Raw genomic sequence first — 17,182 nt, forward strand, 5'->3', positions numbered from 1 at the left:
CGTACTGCGCGCCTCGTAAAAGCCTTTTAGAAAAATCAACGTTCCTGGTTGCAAAGCATTTTGATATTTTTCTGATTATAGCGGCAATTTTAAATTGTTCACACATTCATTTCTTGTTTATCGTGCACTATCACCAATTGTAAATTGACTTAAGCCCCACGCGCTTTACTATTTTGACTATCCAAATCGAGTTTTAAATAACCCAAACAACAAGAACAAGAGGATGTTCAATGTCCAATACCACGTTATTTTCTTCATTTAATCTAAAAAGCCTATCGCTTAATAATCGAATAGTTATGGCGCCTATGACCAGACAGTTTTCGCCAAACGGCGTACCTACTGATGAGGTTGCAGGCTATTATCAAAGACGTGCAGAAGGAGGTACTGGACTAATAATTACCGAAGGCACGACAGTTAACGATAAAGTCGCGACCATGGGTGCCACTATCCCTCGATTTCATGGAGAGGACGCCCTATCGGGATGGAAGAAGGTAGTTAACGACGTACACAATGCAGGTGGTAAAATAATGCCTCAGCTTTGGCATGTGGGAATGGCCAGAGTCGCTGATAATGCACCACACTCAGAGCTTCCAAGTGCTGGGCCTTCCGGTTTATTTAAACCAGGAAAGCAAGGGGCTGAACCTATGACCGTTGAACACATAGAGTCTGTTATTGAGGCATTTGCTCAGGCAGCTGCAGATGCACAAAAAATAGGCATGGACGGCGTTGAAATTCACGGTGCTCATGGGTATTTAATCGATCAGTTTTTCTGGGAAGGCACAAACCAACGCACCGACAGTTGGGGTGGAAGCATGGAAAACCGAGGCCGCTTTGCAGTTGAAATTATTAAGGCTATTCGCGCTGCCACTTCTGACAACTTCCCTATTGTATTGCGCTATTCGCAGTGGAAACAGCAAGATTACACTGCGCGTCTCGCTAATACGCCGCAAGAACTTGAGCAATTTTTGACGCAATTAAGTGATGCGGGTGTTGATATATTCCACTGTTCTCAGCGTCGATATTGGGAAAACGAGTTTGAAGGAAGTGATTTAAATTTGGCAGGCTGGACCAAAAAAATAACCGGCAAACCAACAATTACAGTAGGCTCTGTGGGCTTAAACGATGATTTTTTCGGAGCGTTCAAAGGCCAAGACTCAAATACACGCTCTGTTGACGATTTACTAGAGCGCCTAGACGCGGGCGAATTTGACTTGGTTGCAGTGGGACGTGCCCTGCTTCAAGATCCAAATTGGGCAAACAAAATTAAAGAAGGCCGAACAGACGAGCTAAAACAATACTCGGGAAAAGCGTTAAGCACCCTGTCCTAACGCTGAGGTATTTACGGAGAAAAGAAAGCAAATACCTACATCAATAAACGTCACCTATGCCGTTTAAATGATTAAGGCTACTACCCGACATTCTCTAATTGATTGCGCAGCATGGTTTCGAACTGCGCTTTTTTCACCGGTTTAGAGAAGTAGTAGCCTTGGCCATATTCACAGCCCATATTTTTAAGAATATTAAGCTGTTCATTGGTTTCTATACCTTCTGCAACTACTTCAATACCGAGCTTTTTGGCCATTACGATAATGGCTTCACACAAAATTTTGTCGTTACTTACTTCGGTCATTGAATTTACGAAGCTTCTATCAATCTTGATGTAATCCGTGGGAAATTTTTTCAAATAAGAGATGGAAGAAAAGCCTGTGCCAAAATCATCTAACGCAATACTTACCCCTGCTTGCCTAAACTGAAATAACTTCTGCGTAACGCTTTTATCTGCGTCCATTAGCAAGCTTTCCGTAATTTCTAACACTAATGCATTTGATGGCGTATGCGTATTTAAAAGAACATCAAGCCACTCCATAATACTCGGGGCAGTGCTAAAGTAATGACTGGCAGAGGTATTGATACTTAACTGCAGCTCGTTGCAATAGTTTTTGCGGAGGTAGTTTATGTCATCGCACACTTGACGAAAAACCCAGTTGCTAATTTCAATAATCAGCCCAGATTCCTCCGCGATAGAGATAAAATCGTCGGGTCGAATAAGCCCCCGCTTAGGATGTTGCCAACGAATAAGGGCCTCTGCCTTCTGAACGCGCCCAGTTTCCAGCGTAATAATGGGTTGATATTCTATAAAGAATTCGCCATTTTCCGTTGCATAACGAAGATCGTTCAGCAAGTTTAGCCTATTGACGGCGGCCTCACGCATACTTTCCGTGTAGTATTCGTAGTTGTTTCTTCCGCCAGCTTTTACACGATACATTGCTTGATCGGCATTTTTGAGCAAACTAGTCACGTCTTGTGCATCGTCTGGATACAATGTGATGCCTATACTGGCACTAGTGTGTATTAGCTCTTGCTCAATGGTGAATGGCTTCGACAATACAGTAAGCAAGTCTTGAGTAACACGCTCTATGTCCCTCGCATCATGGAGGTTATTTAGGATGATAACAAACTCATCGCCGCCCAAGCGCGCCACGCTATCGTTTTCTCGCACGCAACTCTCTATACGCCTAGCGCTTTCAATTAGCAAACTATCACCAACGCCATGGCCCATGGTGTCATTTATGTCCTTGAAATGGTCGAGATCAAGAAACATGAGGGCGACCTTTGTCGATAACCGGTCTGCTGAACGTAGCGCGTGAGACAAGTTATCTTCCATTAAATGCCTATTTGGCAGGCCTGTTAGGCCGTCAAAATTGGCTTGTCGCCAAATAATTTCGTCTGCTTTTTCGCGCTCAATTGCGATGCTAACTATGTGAGCAAAGTACTTAATTCGTTTTATATCATCGTCAGTAGGAACACCCGATTCTCTCTGGTAGATAGCAAAAGTGCCAAGTACTTTACCATTTGCGCCACAGATAGGCTGCGACCAACAAGATCCTAGCTTTGCTTCCTCAGCGGCACTTCGCCACGACTCCCAATACGTGTGTGTGCGTAAATCGTCTGTTATCACTAACTCATTTAAGTACGCAGCGGTTCCACAAGAGCCTTGCCCTACACCAATTTCAACGCCATCGATAAGATTGTTATAAAAATCAGGTAACGAAGGAGCAGCCCCTACCTTCAACCTTCCGCCCTCTAATAACAGAATGCTACAAATTTGACCTGAATATTCTTTTTCAACCGCCTCGACAATGTCTTCTAGCACGAAGGAAAGCGATTCAGAGTTAACCACCTTTTCAAGGATTGCACTGCGCACCCGGGTGAGTTTTTGAGACTCTTTCAACTCCTGCTGCTTTACGTCCAGCTCAGATGACAAAATAGAAAGATCTGAACGCTTAAGCTCAAGCTCGACTAAACGCCCAAGATCTTTAAGTGCATCCACTTGCTTATTGGAAAGTGTTTTCGGTGTGGTGTCGAAGACGCAAATGGTTCCCACTGCATACCCGTCTACCATCAACTTTATGCCCGCGTAAAAGCGAATAAAAGGTTCTTCGGTTACCAAAGGATTAGTAGCAAAACGCGCATCATTGAGGGTATCGGATACTATTAGTGCATCGTTTTCTAGAATCGCATGGGCACAAAAGGCGATATCTCTCGAGGTCTCTTGTAGATCTACATTTACCCGAGATTTGAACCACTGTCTATCCGAATCGATAAGTGAGACAGTAGCGAATTCACAGGAAAAAAGTTGCGACGCAATTCGTGTAATTCTATCAAAACGTTCTTCAGGAGATGTATCCAATATCTCTAAGCTGCGCAACGTATCCATTCGTTTCAGTTCGTTTGGCGGCAATACTGGGATAGTCAAAGTCTCTCCTAAAATCACTTATGTATATTTCTGTGTTTAAACTCGTTTGAATTTGTTCGGAAATTTAGAAAATAGAGGTAAAACTACGCCAGAAAATAGACATTAGCTTCACATAAAAGGTCATTATATAAGTGTAGTTAAAATTGGGAATTAAAGTAACATAAGACTTGCTTAATTGTGCACTTAATTGCATTTTCGCTACTTTTTAGCCACATTTAATAACTAAAGACAGCTTTTTCTCAATACATTAGCGCAATTGAATATTAGGTTAACATTGGGCTTGATTTACATCAAACACACACCTATCAACGCTGCCTGACAACTAAAAATATTCCTCCTAAGGTGATGGCTGAGGCGACCAGTATGGTCCAGCTTAATGATTCATCGAGTAATGCCCATCCCATAAACGCAGCAATTACAGGAACACTTAGTTGTACTGTCGCCGCTGTAGTTGACTTTATAAGTGGCAACGCCGTATACCAAATTGCATACCCAGCACCAGAAGCGAGTGCACCAGACGCGACCGCGAAGACACCACCAACCATATCAATCTTAAGAGGAAATTCGGCAAACAATATAACCGCCACCAAAGGAATGCATAGTATAGACGCATACACAAAGTTACCTGCGCTAGACAGTAAAGGCGATGTTGAAGACTTACCTAACAACGAATATGCTCCCCAGCCTATGCCAGCTAACACCATAAGAACGCTAGAGGTCATTGAGGGTGCGCTGCTGCTAGGTAACAATAAAAGTATTAAGCCTGTTATTGCTAAGGTAAAGCCGAGCCACTGTACAGGTGCAAACCGCTCCCCTTTGTAAAGACCCGTTGCAATCATTGTAATTTGCACAGTGCCAAACAAGAGTAGAGCGCCAGTACCGGTAGACATGGCAATGTAGGCATAAGAAAACCCTAGGGCATAAACGAACAGCGCTAGGCCTGCGGCTACACTTCCCTGTTGCTTTACATTTTTAGCTAACGAGCTGTCTCTGCTAGTTTGTAATTGAGATAATTGGGTAACTTTGGTTAAAACTAAAAGACTAAACGCACCACTAAGCAGCCGAATGATGGTGAAAGAGCTGGGATCAATGTCGGTATTTACCAATGCCATTCGGCAAAGTAATGAATTGGCAGCAAACGCAATCATGGCGGTCACAACAAGCAACGTTGCTTTAAGCACAGTCTTTCTCCTAACAATAGTCATGCGACGTGGCGACTCAGTGTAATTATCTAGGCAACTGGTATCACCTGCACATACAAAAAGAGGACCTAACGGGTCCTCTTCTCTTACACTTTATGAGCTTCGCTTGTCAGTGAACGCTACTTCGTAGCAATAACTAAAGTGACAAACCCAAGCGCTCTGCCACTTCGATGTAGGTTTCTACTACCGAACCAAGCCCTTGCCTAAATCTATCCTTGTCCATTTTCTTATGGGTTTCTTTATCCCACAGACGGCAACCATCAGGGGTAAATTCATCACCCAAAACAATATTGCCTTCACCGTCTACGCCAAACTCTAATTTGTAGTCTACCAACAACATTCCGGCTTCATCGAACAACGCCTTAAGAACACTGTTTACTTTGAACGTTAGCGCCTTCATCTCGCTTATTTGAGATTCAGTTGCCCATCCAAATGACACTATGTGGTAATCGTTCACCATAGGATCGTGAAGCGCATCATTTTTGAGGAAAAACTCAAAAATTGGCGGAGCAAGCAGTTTGCCTTCTTCAACCCCAAGCCTGCGTACAAGAGAACCCGCAGACACGTTTCTTACCACGCATTCAACCGGGATCATGTCGAGCTTTTTGACCAAAGAGTCGTTATCAGATAAAAGCGCCTCAACTTGCGTGGCAATGCCAGCGTCTTCGAGCTTATTCATAATAAAGTGATTAAACTTATTATTTACCTCGCCCTTGCGGTCGAGTTGCTCAATTTTTTCACCATCAAAAGCCGAAGTATCATTTCGAAAGTGCAAAATAAGTTTGTCGCTATCGTCGGTGTAATACACCGTTTTTGCTTTGCCTCGGTAAAGCTCGTCGCGTTTTTCCATTCTCAGTCTCAGTTAAATATCAAGGTTATCTTCTGACATGACCTCAGCGAATGCGCTATAAAGGTCTGCAACCTGATTTGCTTCAAACGGTGTACTTTGATTGTCCATAAACGTAATAGACGTTCTGGTATCGCCCGCTTTCGCAACTTTCAAACGATAATCACCTTTTTCAAGAAGATCTTCATCGCTTGAGAATAAACCGTCCCACCAATCGCCCTGCTGACCGCTATAAGTCACGAAAAGTAAGCCATTTGATTTATCTAAATCTTTCACATTAAAGCCAAGCTTGCGAAGCACTAGCAGCATGCGCGGCCAGACAATATCGTACTGCGACTCAACAACATAAGCCGGTTCACCGTCAGAGTTAAAGCCCATCTCGGTTTGAATACCTTTACGAATACGCGCAAGACGGCGTGTCTGTTCCAATCGAATTTGATATTCGTAATGGCCAACAACCTGGTTAAGAACACTAACCTCCTCGCGGCGCTCTTCGATCTCTGAAATCTCGGCAACAACATCATTGCCAACAGACTTCATATAATCTTTAAGGTCCACGCTTAACGCAGCGCTTCTGCCATGAGGTTTTACATTGAGATTGAACTCGAAACGACGGCCAATTTCACTCTCTTCGTCAATTACACTATACCACGGGCCATCGACGTCTTGTTTTACCACCATCCAATCGGTAATTAGCACGCGCTCTTCTGGATTGAAGGTGTCTACGCCAATTCCATTTTCATCGAGATAGCTTAGTAACGAGTTCCAAATAGCTTCGCTTAGCGGTTGACTGTCATCTACTTGGTCAAACCATATGGTTGCGGTATTCGTTCCCTCTTCTACGTGAGAACCCGTTACCAGTGGAAGGACCAGCGCAGGAGACTGGACTGGCAATGCCTTTCCCAACATATCTGTGCTTGCTTCATCACCTAACTCAGGAAGGGCAAATTCACGAGAAAAAGTAGGCTTGTCTAAATCGGAAGGAATTTTAAGCTCTTTTTGCTCTTCGGTTTCTAGATATTTATAACTGCCAGAAGCAGTCTTTCTATCCATTTGGCTTGTACAACCTGCAAGTGCAACGAATGCGATTGAACTTGCTATAGCCAGCGTTTTATTCATCTGTGTTCCTTAATTAACCAGAAATCAAAGCGTATTTTTGTAATAGTTCTTCGATACGTTTTTGGCTTGATAGTTCCGGTAATACCATTGGTAAACGCATAACAGCGCTTTCCATCATGCCCATTTTGTATAACGCCCATTTCGGCATAACAGGGTTTGGCTCAATAAATAGTTCGCTATGAAGAAGTTCGATGGTTTTATCAATGGCGCGACATTTATCGAAATCTTTTTCTAGCGCAGCTTTACACATTTGTGAAATAGCTTGGGGGACAATATTTGCTGTTACAGAGATAACGCCGTGGCCGCCTTCACACAGGAATTCACTGCTTGTGCCATCGTCACCGCTTAACATAACAAAGTCGGCTGGCACCAAAGGCTGCGTCTCTTTTAAACGAGAAATATCGCCAGTGGCGTCTTTAAGACCAACGATATTGTCGTGGGTAGCAAGCTCAGCAACGGTTTCAGGAAGCATGTCCGCAACTGTTCTACCAGGAACATTATAAAGAATAACCGGCTTTTGACTTGCGTCTGCGATAGCATTGAAGTGAGCAACCATGCCTTTTTGCTGCGGCTTATTGTAATAAGGAACAACGCTTAAAAAGCCATCTACCCCAGCAGCGCCAAGTTGTTCGGTAAGAAAAATAGCTTCAGCAGTTGAATTTGCACCACTGCCGGCAATAATTGGAATTGCGCCCGAGGCCATGGCCACCGTTTCTTTGACCACGTTTACGTGCTCATCAAAGGGAAGCGTCGCTGATTCACCGGTTGTACCAACTGACACAATACCGTGTGTTCCTTGGTCTACATGAAACTTAACAAGCTTCTCTAAAGACTTATAATCTATATCGCCATTTTCAAACATGGGCGTGACGAGTGCGACGTAACTACCAGTAAACATAATCTCTCCGCAAAATGTGAGCGCACATGTTAATTATGTCAGTGCTTAAACACAAGCGGTTGAACCGGTAAATAGACAAGATTTTGACAATAACTTCAGCTACAGAGCTAAAAAGGCACTAACTTAACAAAAAACTCTATGCTAACATCCTGCCATTGTTACGTTTAAAGTGAATTTGATGTCTAAACACCAACTTATTGTTACACTTTTAGGTACAGATAAAAGCGGTATTTTAAGTGAGATAGCCACTGCAGTTTCGCAAGCACAATGCAATATTCTCGATAGTAGGCAAGCGGTTTACGGTCGAGAGTTTTCGTTAACTATGATTATCGAAGGCACACAAAGCGCTATTACAAAGGCGGAGTGCACATTGCCCGCCATCATACAGCGTCTAGACTTACTTTCGATGATGAAGCGAACAAGTCATCACGAAAAGCAAAATCTTGCCCATCTATTTAACGTAGAGTTCAGCGGTGAGGATGCAGCAGGCCTAATTCAATCGGTTACCGGCTTCTTTGCTGAACGCGAAGCTATGATAAGTGCTTTTAGACAACGTACCTATCGCGAGTCGGGGCATGATGTCATGCGTTGTAAATTCGTCGTTTCACTTCCCACATCAGAAAACTTTGAGCAATTAGAATCTGATCTAATGGCGTTGTTTGCTTCGTTAAATGTAACGGGCAAAGTGGTAGATAAACAGAAAAAGGATCCTAATGAACACACTACAAGCTGGTGATAAAGCACCTCAATTCTCTTTACAAAACCAAGATGGCGAAACCGTTTCACTAACCGATTACGCAGGTAAAAAAGTATTAGTGTACTTTTACCCAAAAGCAATGACACCCGGGTGCACTGTTCAGGCGCAAGGTCTTAGAGACATCCAAAGTGAATTGAAGTCAAAAAACGTCGTGGTATTAGGCATTAGCCCAGATGCGGTAAAAAGATTGCCAAAATTCATAGAAAAAGAAAGCTTAAACTTTACTCTGCTTTCAGATGAAGACCATGCCGTAGCAGATGACTTTGGTGTATGGGGCTTAAAGAAGTTTATGGGTAAAGAGTACGATGGCATTCACAGGCTCACCTTTTTAATCAATGAAGATGGTGTAATTGAACACGTTTTCAATAAATTTAAAACAAAAGAGCATCACATAGTAGTACTCGATTATTTAAATAATGCCTAACAGTAGCATTAACGGACCAATAACCAAAAAGCCCCTGTCTCTCTGAGACAGGGGCTTTTTTACAACCCTATTCCTATGATCTTATTCTTCACAATAAGGTTTACTTTTCAATAACTGGTTCGCTCGCCGTGCTTCCAACCGGGTTACTAGACCAGGCCGTTACCACCGCTTTGACTAGCGTAGCAAGGGGGATAGCAAAAAACACGCCCCAGAAGCCCCACAACCCGCCAAATACCAATACCGCGATAATAATGTAGAGCGGATGAAGGCTCACCGCCTCTGAGAACAATAACGGCACTAATAGGTTACCGTCTAACCCCTGAATAATACCGTACGCTATCATCAAGTACCAAAACTCTGGGCTAATCCCCCATTGAAACATGGCTACAATAGCGATGGGGATTGTGACTACGGCTGCGCCAATGTAGGGAATAAGCACTGACAACCCCACTAACACGCCAAGTAAAATAGCATAGCGTAAATCCATCAGCACGAAGGTAACGCAGCTCACCACACCGACAATCAAAATCTCTATAACTTTGCCACGTATGTAATTAGCTATTTGCGAATTCATCTCGTGGCCAACCTGAGTGATTAACCGTCTCTCCTTGGGAAGAATTCTAGAAATGCTATCGAGAAAAAACATCTTATCTTTCAGCATAAAAAATATCATAAGCGGAACCAGCACCATATAAACCAGCAGTGCCGCAATATTGGCTATATTGCTAAAGGAAATGGAGATTAACGTTTCCCCTACTTCCACGAGCCTATCGTTAAGCCCCTCCATCATTTGATGAATTTGGTACACCTGAACATAATCTGGATATTTGTCAGGGAGCGTTAAGATCCACTCTTGTGCTTTTTGCCAAATCAGTGGCGTTTCTTGAATAAGATTAACACTTTGTTTCGAAATAATAGGAACAAGGCCAATGAGAGTAAATATGGTAACCGTAATAAACCCAAGGAGGACAACACCGCACGCTATGCCTCTTCCCACCCCCAAACGAATTAATCGGGTTACGGGCCAGTCAAGAAGGTAGGCAATAACAGCTGCCACTAAAACGGGCATAATTAATTCGCCCCATAGCAACAAAACTGCGGTACTGAGCAAAATGAGTATCAGCAGCATAGCTGCATCAGGATCGGAAAACTTGCGTCGGTACCATCGCCCAAAAACGCTGATCATAACAACATCCAGAAAATACAAAGAATAGGACACGCATCATAGTTTATCGGGTGGCGTATTAGCAATATTAACTAGACAAGATTCTTTGAAAATCAAACTGGTATGACTTTGATTGCGTATAACTAACGTTAAGCAAGGCGGTGGGTTAAAGTTTAACCTCCTTGTTAACAATAATTTCGTCGAAGTGGTATTACATTGTTGGTTGATGCACAATGGTTTCATAGTGAGGCCCTAAGTAAGTAGCCACAAAATAAAAATTTAATTGAAACTGTTTAACGACTTACCGCTCTAAGAAACAGTTATTAACGTTTGTTGTAGGTTCATGAGAAAACAATTATCTGCATTCTTTGTTCTTTTATCTTGCGCGCTTATTGGCAGCCTTTCTGCCATTGCTCAAGATATGAGCTATAGTAATAAGAATACCCTTCCAGAAATTGGCGTTGTTGCGTCAGACGCTATTTCACTTGATAAAGAAATGCTCATTGGCGACGCTGTCATGCGTCAAATGCGGGGGCAAAGCCCGATTATTTCCGATCCAGTTTTGGATGAATATTTACAAGATTTGGGCAACCGTTTAGTCGTTCATGCAGATAATGCGAAATTCCCCTTCAAATTTTTCTGGGTTAATAATGATGCTATTAACGCGTTTGCCTTTTTCGGCGGTCACATTGGCGTGCATACAGGGTTGATGCGCCGAGCGGAAAATGAAAGTGAGCTAGCTTCAGTGTTGGCGCACGAAGTCTCACACGTCACGCTGCGCCACATAGCAAGAAGAATGCAGGCGCAAAAGCGCTCTTCTCCGCTTGCACTGGCGTCATTGATTGGCGGGATACTTATTGCAATGGCAAACCCCCAAGCGGGTATGGCCGCCATGCAAGCAGGCTCAGCAGCATCGGCACAGTTACAGATCGACTACACGCGCTCTAATGAGCAAGAGGCCGACCGAATTGGCATTGCTATGTTGGCCAGAGCCGGGTTCGACCCCAAGGGCGCAGCCAGCTTTTTCTCAACTATGGCGGAAGAGTACCGCATGGTTTCACGTCCTCCTGCAAGATTGTTAACTCACCCATTAACCGAAACCCGTATTGCTGATGCGCGTAGCAGAGCTAACGACTATCCAAGACGCTACCTGCCAATCAATAAACAATTTGAGCTAGCGAAGGCACGCATAAAATCTCGTTATTCTTTTGAAAAAGACTATGCCCTGGAATATTATCAGGCAGCGGTAGAACAGCAGGCTCAACGCAGTCGAGAAGCGTCGCTTTATGGGCTTGCTTTAGCGTACATGCGAAATGAAGAGAACCGCAAAGCGCAAGAAATTTTACGTACATTAATGGAGAAAGACCCAACTAATCTATTTTATTTAGATGCTGCAACAGATATTCATATTGCCCTAGGTCAGCCGTTAAAAGCGGTAGAAATGCTTAAACCACACGTTACGCATAACCCACGAAATCAGGTGTTAGCGTTAAACCAAGCTAACGCTCTCATCAGCGCGCAGAAATATGACGACGCTATTGAGCTATTGAAAGACTTCTTACTAGTGAAAAAGGATTATCAAGTTGCCTATCAACTGATGAGTGAGGCTTATCAAAAAGCGAAGCAGTTTTCTCAAATGCATCAGAGCAAAGCTGAAGTTTATGCGCTTTACGGAGCCTATAACAGAGCGGTTGATGAACTTCAGTATGCTTACAATTTTGCCGCCGATAATCATTTGCAAAAACAACGTATTCGAGCGCGAATCAAGCAATTTCGCGATCAAGAAGACAGGCTAGAGCGACTTTAGGCTCAGTAAAACACTAATTAGCGTCTAATGGAAAGCCATACCATTGGCCTAAATTAAATAGCTAGGATGCGTTGCGAGCATTTTTCAGCGAAATGATGCGTTCACGCAGCTGGGTCTCGGTTACCTCGCCCATCAAGGTATCGCTAAGCTTACCGTCTGGACCAATAATGAACGTTGCCGGTAAATACGGCGGTTTTTTCATTGGCAGATAAGTGGCATCCGATGCAAAAATAATAGGCACGTTAATATCAAATTTATTCGCCATTTCTTTTAGCTCAACACGAGTTTTTCGGTCGTAATTGATAGCGAAAATTAACGTGTCGTCGGGAAGTTGCGTATTGAACCTGTTTAGCTCAGGCATTTCTCGTAAGCATGGCGCACACCAAGGGGCAAAATAATTAATGACTGTCCACTTCCCCGCTAAGTCTTGCCAGCGGTACTCTTGGCCGCTTGTTGTAACAAAATCGTAGCTTGGTTCTTTTGAAGGTTTCAAATCGCCTCGTTGAGACTGATATGTGAATATGCCTCCACTTAGCGCGGCTATTGCTATAAGAAAAAAGATAATTGCTTTGACTACTGAATTCACACTGTCCTCACCAACTTTAATAAGTTAACACCGGTCTGAACTCCAAATCCGTGTGCTTTTTTAAATCATGTACTCTAGATTCATGCGCTCTGAAACCTATTACCTTAAAAACTTGTACTTATTACCATGGCAAAGCGCTTTCTAACTAACCTATTACATAGTTAAAGCTAGTTACAACATTTTTGAGATAAACATTGAAGGGCGTGCTGATCTTTGTTGTACGAGTGTTGAGCTAAATGGAAGCATTTTAATCGCGAAACAGTCCTGTAGGCCCAGTGGGCTAAGTCAAAGGGGCTAAGTCAAAAGGGCTAAGTCAAAGGGCCTAAATAAAAAAGCGGCGACAAAGGGTAAAATGCTCACAGGCCGCTGCAAAAATGTACAACAAAGTTCAACACGCCCTAATATAGCTTGAAATCATTGATTAAAAACGCAATAGTCTGCGCAAAATAGTAGACTGAGAGCACTCAAAATATGACTGATGTGACTATATTACATAACCCTCGCTGCTCTAAAAGCAGGCAAACCTTGGCTTTACTAGAAGAAAAAGGGGTGTCACCAACAATTATTGAATATTTAAAGACGCCTTTGTCTGAGGAAGAACTAAAAGCAGTGTTTAAAAAACTTAACATTGAATCGGTTCGCCAAATGATGCGTATAAAGGAGCAGGAATATAAAGAAGCGCATCTTGCAGACCCTTCAATAGAGGAAAAACGTTTGTTCAACGCAATGGCAGAAACACCAAAACTCATTGAGCGACCTATTGTCATTTGTGGTGACAAAGCGCGTATTGGTCGTCCTCCAGAAAATGTGTTGGATATATTATCGTGAACCCAGTTCTTGTACTCTACTACAGCAATCATGGCAGCACTCGGCGACTAGCAGATGCTATTGCCCAGGGTGTTACATCAGAAAATGTACCCGTTATTGTTCGCACCGTTCCTGGTTTGAAAGTTGAGAAGCAAGAGGACAGCGAAGTAAAGTCGTTGACTACCCGAGACAGCGAACTTGACGTTCCACTCGTTACAATTAACGAATTGGAATCATGCAGCGCATTGGCATTAGGGAGCCCTACTCGCTTTGGCAACATGGCGGCGCCTATGAAATACTTTTTAGACTCTACGAGCAGCTTATGGCTGAAAGGATCTTTGATAGATAAGCCTGCCTGTGTATTTACCTCATCATCCTCAATGCACGGCGGTCAAGAATCGACTTTGCTTTCTATGATGATCCCGCTTCTTCACCACGGTATGATGTTTTGCGGTCTTCCTTACAGCGAGCCAGAGCTACACACTACCACCACTGGCGGTAGTCCCTATGGCGTCACTCATGTGGCTCATGAAACCAACAGTAACAAAACTCAATTGAGTGACGATGAAAAAACACTTTGCATAGCACAGGGTAAGCGTCTTGCCTCTTTTGCAAAGAAACTTCAAATACAACCAGGTTCGGAGAGCTAGAATGGCCTCAGACACGCGCTTTTTCCGCTACTTAGCGCTTATAAGTCATACGTTATTAATTGTTTGGCTAACATTATGGCAGTTCACATTCACTAAGGTACACACCTATTCCCCCGTATTTATAGTGTTAATTTATTTATTACCGCTTTTACTGCCCTACAGAGGAGTATTAAAAGGAAAGCCTTACACCCATGCTTGGGCTAACTTTGTGGTTTTATTTTATTTAATCCATGCATGCACCGTAGTTTATGCAGTTCCGGCTGAAAGATGGTACGGCGTAGTTGAACTGATACTTTGCACTACCATGTTTATTGGCTGTAGTGCATTTGCGAGAAAACGTGGGCGCGAGCTTGGTTTGGGAATAAAGAAACTTAAAGAAGAAATGGAAGAAGAAAAAGCCTACTTCGAGCAAAACAAATAGTAATATCGTTGAGCAAAGATACTTACCCACTCAGCGAGACTTAAAATGCTAGTAAGTGCGGCGTGTCAGCGCAGGAAAAAGGGGTTATACAATACCCAACTCTCGTTTTACCATAGCTACCGAGAGCCGTTTTTGCTCCTGTAGCGAACGTGTATCTAACCTACCAAGCAGTGTCATTAGGCTTTTTAAGTCTCTTTCGCTGTGGTGCAGTAAGAAGTTTAGGGCTTGCTTGGATAATTGAAGGCCTCGCTCTTTTGCACGCAAACGCAACGCTACTTCTCTGCCGGTGTCGTCAAGTGCATTGATGTGGTAAATAACCCCCCATGCTAAACGAGAACGCAAATCGGGTAATGAAAAGGCAGGGTTAGACGGGCCGAGTTGGCTAGCACAAAGCACCAATGCATTTTGTGTTTCTACCACTCGGTTCAATAGGTCAAACAGCGCTTCTTCCCACTCAGCATTTCCAGCAATAGCGTGAATATTATCAAGCGCAATAAGCGAGAGGTTCTCAAGCCCCTCAAAAATGTCGTGAGACCAAGCTTTATAATCATTGAGATTCAAATACAGGTGGCTAACCTGCTTAGATGCTAGATGGTGGCATGCTGCGAACAATAAATGACTTTTCCCTGCACTCCCGCTTCCTAATAACGTGACTAAAGGCATTTTAAGAGAGACGAGTTGACCTAACGAATCGGACGTGCGCCATGTTGGCAACGCGCAAACGATATCTTCTAGTAAGGTCACTATCTCTTCATTCCCATGCCTAACGAAACTATCAAAGTTTTCGTCTACGGGTAACGTTACAGGCAGTGGTAATTGCATAAATGACTAATTGTTCCAGTAAAAGTTAAACCCTTGAACAGGTTGCCCGTAGGCATCGGTAACGGGGTTCAGTTTAGCTTCTAATCCAACGGAATTCATTAAGTCATCACTCGTGCCAATTAATGTAACCGAAAACGTCGCCACTGTGCCTGATTGCTTTATTAGCGCCGCATTTTCAATAACGCTTAGTGACATTAAGTAGCGTTTCAAACTGGCATAACTTGAAAGTGAGCCAACGTTAGCAACAGAAATTTCAAGTATTTCACGGTCTGCTTCGTTAACACCAATCACGGCGTATTGTGATGAGAGATAATTGGCATATGCATCGACCAAAGCATTTCCTAGCGCCGCTGGAGTGTCATCGTAAATACTGCCATAGCTGACACTGTCATTACTAATAAACACCCAGTCAAGGCCAAAGTCACCTGCTTCAGCACGCTTTGCATATTCCTCAAATTCATCCATGGTGAAAGGTTTTACACTGGATGGCGCAGTTTGCTCTGTTTGTTGCCCCGTCATCGCTCCGTTAGGCACCGCTTCAACACTATCGACGTTGCCGTTATCAAATTGGCTCTGTACTAACTCGTCTATACTCGAAAAATCGTCTTCATCGGATAATTCATAAGTTTCTTCGTTCTCTGTGCTTGCAGGCACTTCAGGCTCGCGGGGGAAATCTGGCACCGAGGTGGCGTCGTTTTTATAAACGCGAGCGGCAATAATATTGTCAACTTGGTATCGCTCGGACGCGTTTCGGACAGGCTCCACAAAGCGCCCCCAAATGTCGTAGGTAGAAATGTTGACGCTGTCGGTTAAATCCATGAGCGGCAAACTTAATGGCAAACCTCGTTTCTTAGCTGTGGTGTTTATAGCCTCAGAAATAGGATGGTTCAGCGCTTCATCAATAATAACTTTGTTTTCTTTTTCGTCTTGTATCGCCAGCCAAATCAAAGTTTCGGGCCTTCTATCTCCCCAGAGCGGCAACATTTCTCGCTGCAATATTTCAGCAATTTTTGACGAATCGAATTCCGCAACATAATAAGTTTCGTCACCGTTGTAGGAATAGCGATACGAACGAAGCAAGGCCTCTGGTGAAGCGAGTGCAGCTCTTACACCTGCATTACTTAACGTTTCAGACGAGCCCGACATTTTAAGAAATACTTCACGTAGCGCTTTTTTTGCTGCGCTTTTCTGCGTGCGAGAACTCTGGTCATCAACAAGAACTTTTGCTTCGTTTACCACAATTCTTTCAATTGCATTTGTAGCAAAGGCAGTGGCGCACATCACAAATAACATAAGCGCTTTTAGCATCAAAGCACCTTGATGCGAATATTCTCGTATTGAAACCACATGTCTTGAAGCCACATATGTTGAAGCCGCATCTTTTGAAGACGCTTCTTTTGACAACAATAAAGAACGCAAATCATCCACTCTCACTACACTAACTCCCACTCTACCTGATCCGTGTTCACTGTAATTCCCTAAACTGAAAAATTGTACGCGCCACTGCACTAGCCTTATTCAAGCTGGACAATGGAAAAGCAAAATCAAAACTCCATTCTCTTTTATATTTGCGCTTATTTCATCCTTAAACCGAGAAAAATTAAATTAAGTGCCGATTTAATCTCAATTTTTCTGTATTTCATTAAGCTTTCTGGCCTCAGCACTTGTTGAAGTTTGCTGTAATAATGTACAGCCAACGTGCATCAATGATTAGCACGCCCCGTATTCATTTTGTACTGTTAAAAAGCCATCTCGAAAACAAATCAAAACTTTACGAAAATAGAAAATCTTTCATCAAGCCGTAGAGAATTATCAAACAGTATCACGCCTTATTGGAAAAAAGCCCACAAAATCGCCGCTACAAATTGGACTTGCGCCGAGTTGCTGGTAGAATCCGCGGTTTTCTACCTCTTAGTTCCA

16 protein-coding genes are annotated in these 17,182 nt (G+C 43.2%); 7 read left to right on the plus strand and 9 right to left on the minus strand.

Annotated elements, in window-relative coordinates; translation table 11 throughout:
* Positions 1 to 230 precede the first annotated feature (230 nt).
* On the plus strand, positions 231 to 1,328 hold the full coding sequence (locus BM528_RS05520) for an NADH:flavin oxidoreductase (protein WP_071979022.1): 1,098 nt from the start codon (positions 231 to 233) through the stop codon (positions 1,326 to 1,328).
* An 80-nt stretch (positions 1,329 to 1,408) separates the two neighbouring features.
* Here the strand turns inward: BM528_RS05520 and BM528_RS05525 are convergent, their stop codons facing one another.
* The 5 genes from BM528_RS05525 to dapA form a co-directional block, all read right to left on the minus strand.
* Positions 1,409 to 3,718 (minus strand): sensor domain-containing phosphodiesterase, encoded by a 2,310-nt coding sequence (locus tag BM528_RS05525; RefSeq protein ID WP_071979023.1) that lies wholly within the window; start codon positions 3,716 to 3,718, stop codon positions 1,409 to 1,411.
* A gap of 344 nt (positions 3,719 to 4,062) precedes the next feature.
* A complete protein-coding gene (locus tag BM528_RS05530; protein WP_071979024.1) occupies positions 4,063 to 4,938 on the minus strand; it encodes a DMT family transporter in 876 nt (291 codons plus the stop codon).
* A gap of 157 nt (positions 4,939 to 5,095) precedes the next feature.
* Positions 5,096 to 5,809, minus strand: a complete 714-nt coding sequence (gene purC, locus BM528_RS05535) for a phosphoribosylaminoimidazolesuccinocarboxamide synthase (RefSeq protein WP_071979025.1) — start codon at positions 5,807 to 5,809, stop codon at positions 5,096 to 5,098.
* Between the two features lie 12 nt (positions 5,810 to 5,821).
* Positions 5,822 to 6,925 carry an outer membrane protein assembly factor BamC gene (gene bamC / locus BM528_RS05540; RefSeq protein ID WP_071979026.1) on the minus strand — a complete coding sequence of 368 codons (1,104 nt, stop codon included), beginning with the start codon at positions 6,923 to 6,925 and terminating at the stop codon, positions 5,822 to 5,824.
* A 13-nt stretch (positions 6,926 to 6,938) separates the two neighbouring features.
* On the minus strand, positions 6,939 to 7,823 hold the full coding sequence (gene dapA, locus BM528_RS05545) for a 4-hydroxy-tetrahydrodipicolinate synthase (protein WP_071979027.1): 885 nt from the start codon (positions 7,821 to 7,823) through the stop codon (positions 6,939 to 6,941).
* 178 nt (positions 7,824 to 8,001) lie between these two features.
* On the opposite strand from dapA, the gene BM528_RS05550 reads away from it, so the two are divergent.
* Both BM528_RS05550 and bcp read left to right on the plus strand, forming a co-directional pair.
* A complete protein-coding gene (locus tag BM528_RS05550; protein WP_071979028.1) occupies positions 8,002 to 8,559 on the plus strand; it encodes a glycine cleavage system protein R in 558 nt (185 codons plus the stop codon).
* Positions 8,537 to 9,004, plus strand: a complete 468-nt coding sequence (gene bcp, locus BM528_RS05555) for a thioredoxin-dependent thiol peroxidase (protein WP_071979029.1) — start codon at positions 8,537 to 8,539, stop codon at positions 9,002 to 9,004. The genes BM528_RS05550 and bcp overlap by 23 nt, the downstream gene beginning before the upstream one ends.
* Before the next feature lie 100 nt (positions 9,005 to 9,104).
* On the opposite strand, the gene BM528_RS05560 is transcribed toward bcp, so the two are convergent.
* Complete coding sequence (locus tag BM528_RS05560) at positions 9,105 to 10,190, minus strand: AI-2E family transporter (protein WP_071979030.1); 1,086 nt, start codon at positions 10,188 to 10,190, stop codon at positions 9,105 to 9,107.
* A gap of 322 nt (positions 10,191 to 10,512) precedes the next feature.
* Here BM528_RS05560 and BM528_RS05565 point away from each other — a divergent pair, with 322 nt between their 5' ends.
* The gene (locus BM528_RS05565; RefSeq protein WP_071979031.1) at positions 10,513 to 11,976 is read left to right on the plus strand and encodes a M48 family metalloprotease; all 1,464 of its coding nucleotides are present in this window, start codon (positions 10,513 to 10,515) and stop codon (positions 11,974 to 11,976) included.
* Between the two features lie 61 nt (positions 11,977 to 12,037).
* Here the strand turns inward: BM528_RS05565 and BM528_RS05570 are convergent, their stop codons facing one another.
* Positions 12,038 to 12,562 carry a TlpA family protein disulfide reductase gene (locus tag BM528_RS05570; RefSeq protein WP_071979032.1) on the minus strand — a complete coding sequence of 175 codons (525 nt, stop codon included), beginning with the start codon at positions 12,560 to 12,562 and terminating at the stop codon, positions 12,038 to 12,040.
* Positions 12,563 to 13,033: 471 nt separating this feature from the next.
* On the opposite strand from BM528_RS05570, the gene arsC reads away from it, so the two are divergent.
* From arsC to BM528_RS05585, 3 genes are read left to right on the plus strand one after another with little or no spacing between them, the layout of a single operon-like run.
* Positions 13,034 to 13,390: an arsenate reductase (glutaredoxin) gene (arsC, locus tag BM528_RS05575; RefSeq protein ID WP_071979033.1), complete on the plus strand. Its 357-nt coding sequence runs from the start codon at positions 13,034 to 13,036 to the stop codon at positions 13,388 to 13,390.
* Positions 13,387 to 14,019: an NAD(P)H:quinone oxidoreductase gene (gene wrbA / locus BM528_RS05580; RefSeq protein ID WP_071979034.1), complete on the plus strand. Its 633-nt coding sequence runs from the start codon at positions 13,387 to 13,389 to the stop codon at positions 14,017 to 14,019. The genes arsC and wrbA overlap by 4 nt, the downstream gene beginning before the upstream one ends.
* 1 nt (position 14,020) lies before the next feature.
* Positions 14,021 to 14,440: a DUF2069 domain-containing protein gene (locus BM528_RS05585; protein ID WP_071979035.1), complete on the plus strand. Its 420-nt coding sequence runs from the start codon at positions 14,021 to 14,023 to the stop codon at positions 14,438 to 14,440.
* Positions 14,441 to 14,524: 84 nt separating this feature from the next.
* Here the strand turns inward: BM528_RS05585 and hda are convergent, their stop codons facing one another.
* Both hda and BM528_RS05595 read right to left on the minus strand, forming a co-directional pair.
* The gene (gene hda, locus BM528_RS05590; RefSeq protein WP_071979036.1) at positions 14,525 to 15,262 is read right to left on the minus strand and encodes a DnaA regulatory inactivator Hda; all 738 of its coding nucleotides are present in this window, start codon (positions 15,260 to 15,262) and stop codon (positions 14,525 to 14,527) included.
* A gap of 6 nt (positions 15,263 to 15,268) precedes the next feature.
* Positions 15,269 to 16,696 (minus strand): DUF2066 domain-containing protein, encoded by a 1,428-nt coding sequence (locus BM528_RS05595; protein ID WP_071979037.1) that lies wholly within the window; start codon positions 16,694 to 16,696, stop codon positions 15,269 to 15,271.
* Positions 16,697 to 17,182 lie beyond the last annotated feature (486 nt).

It is taken from the genome of Alteromonas sp. RW2A1 (genome assembly GCF_001886475.1).
In the GTDB taxonomy this organism is placed as follows: domain Bacteria; phylum Pseudomonadota; class Gammaproteobacteria; order Enterobacterales; family Alteromonadaceae; genus Alteromonas; species Alteromonas hispanica.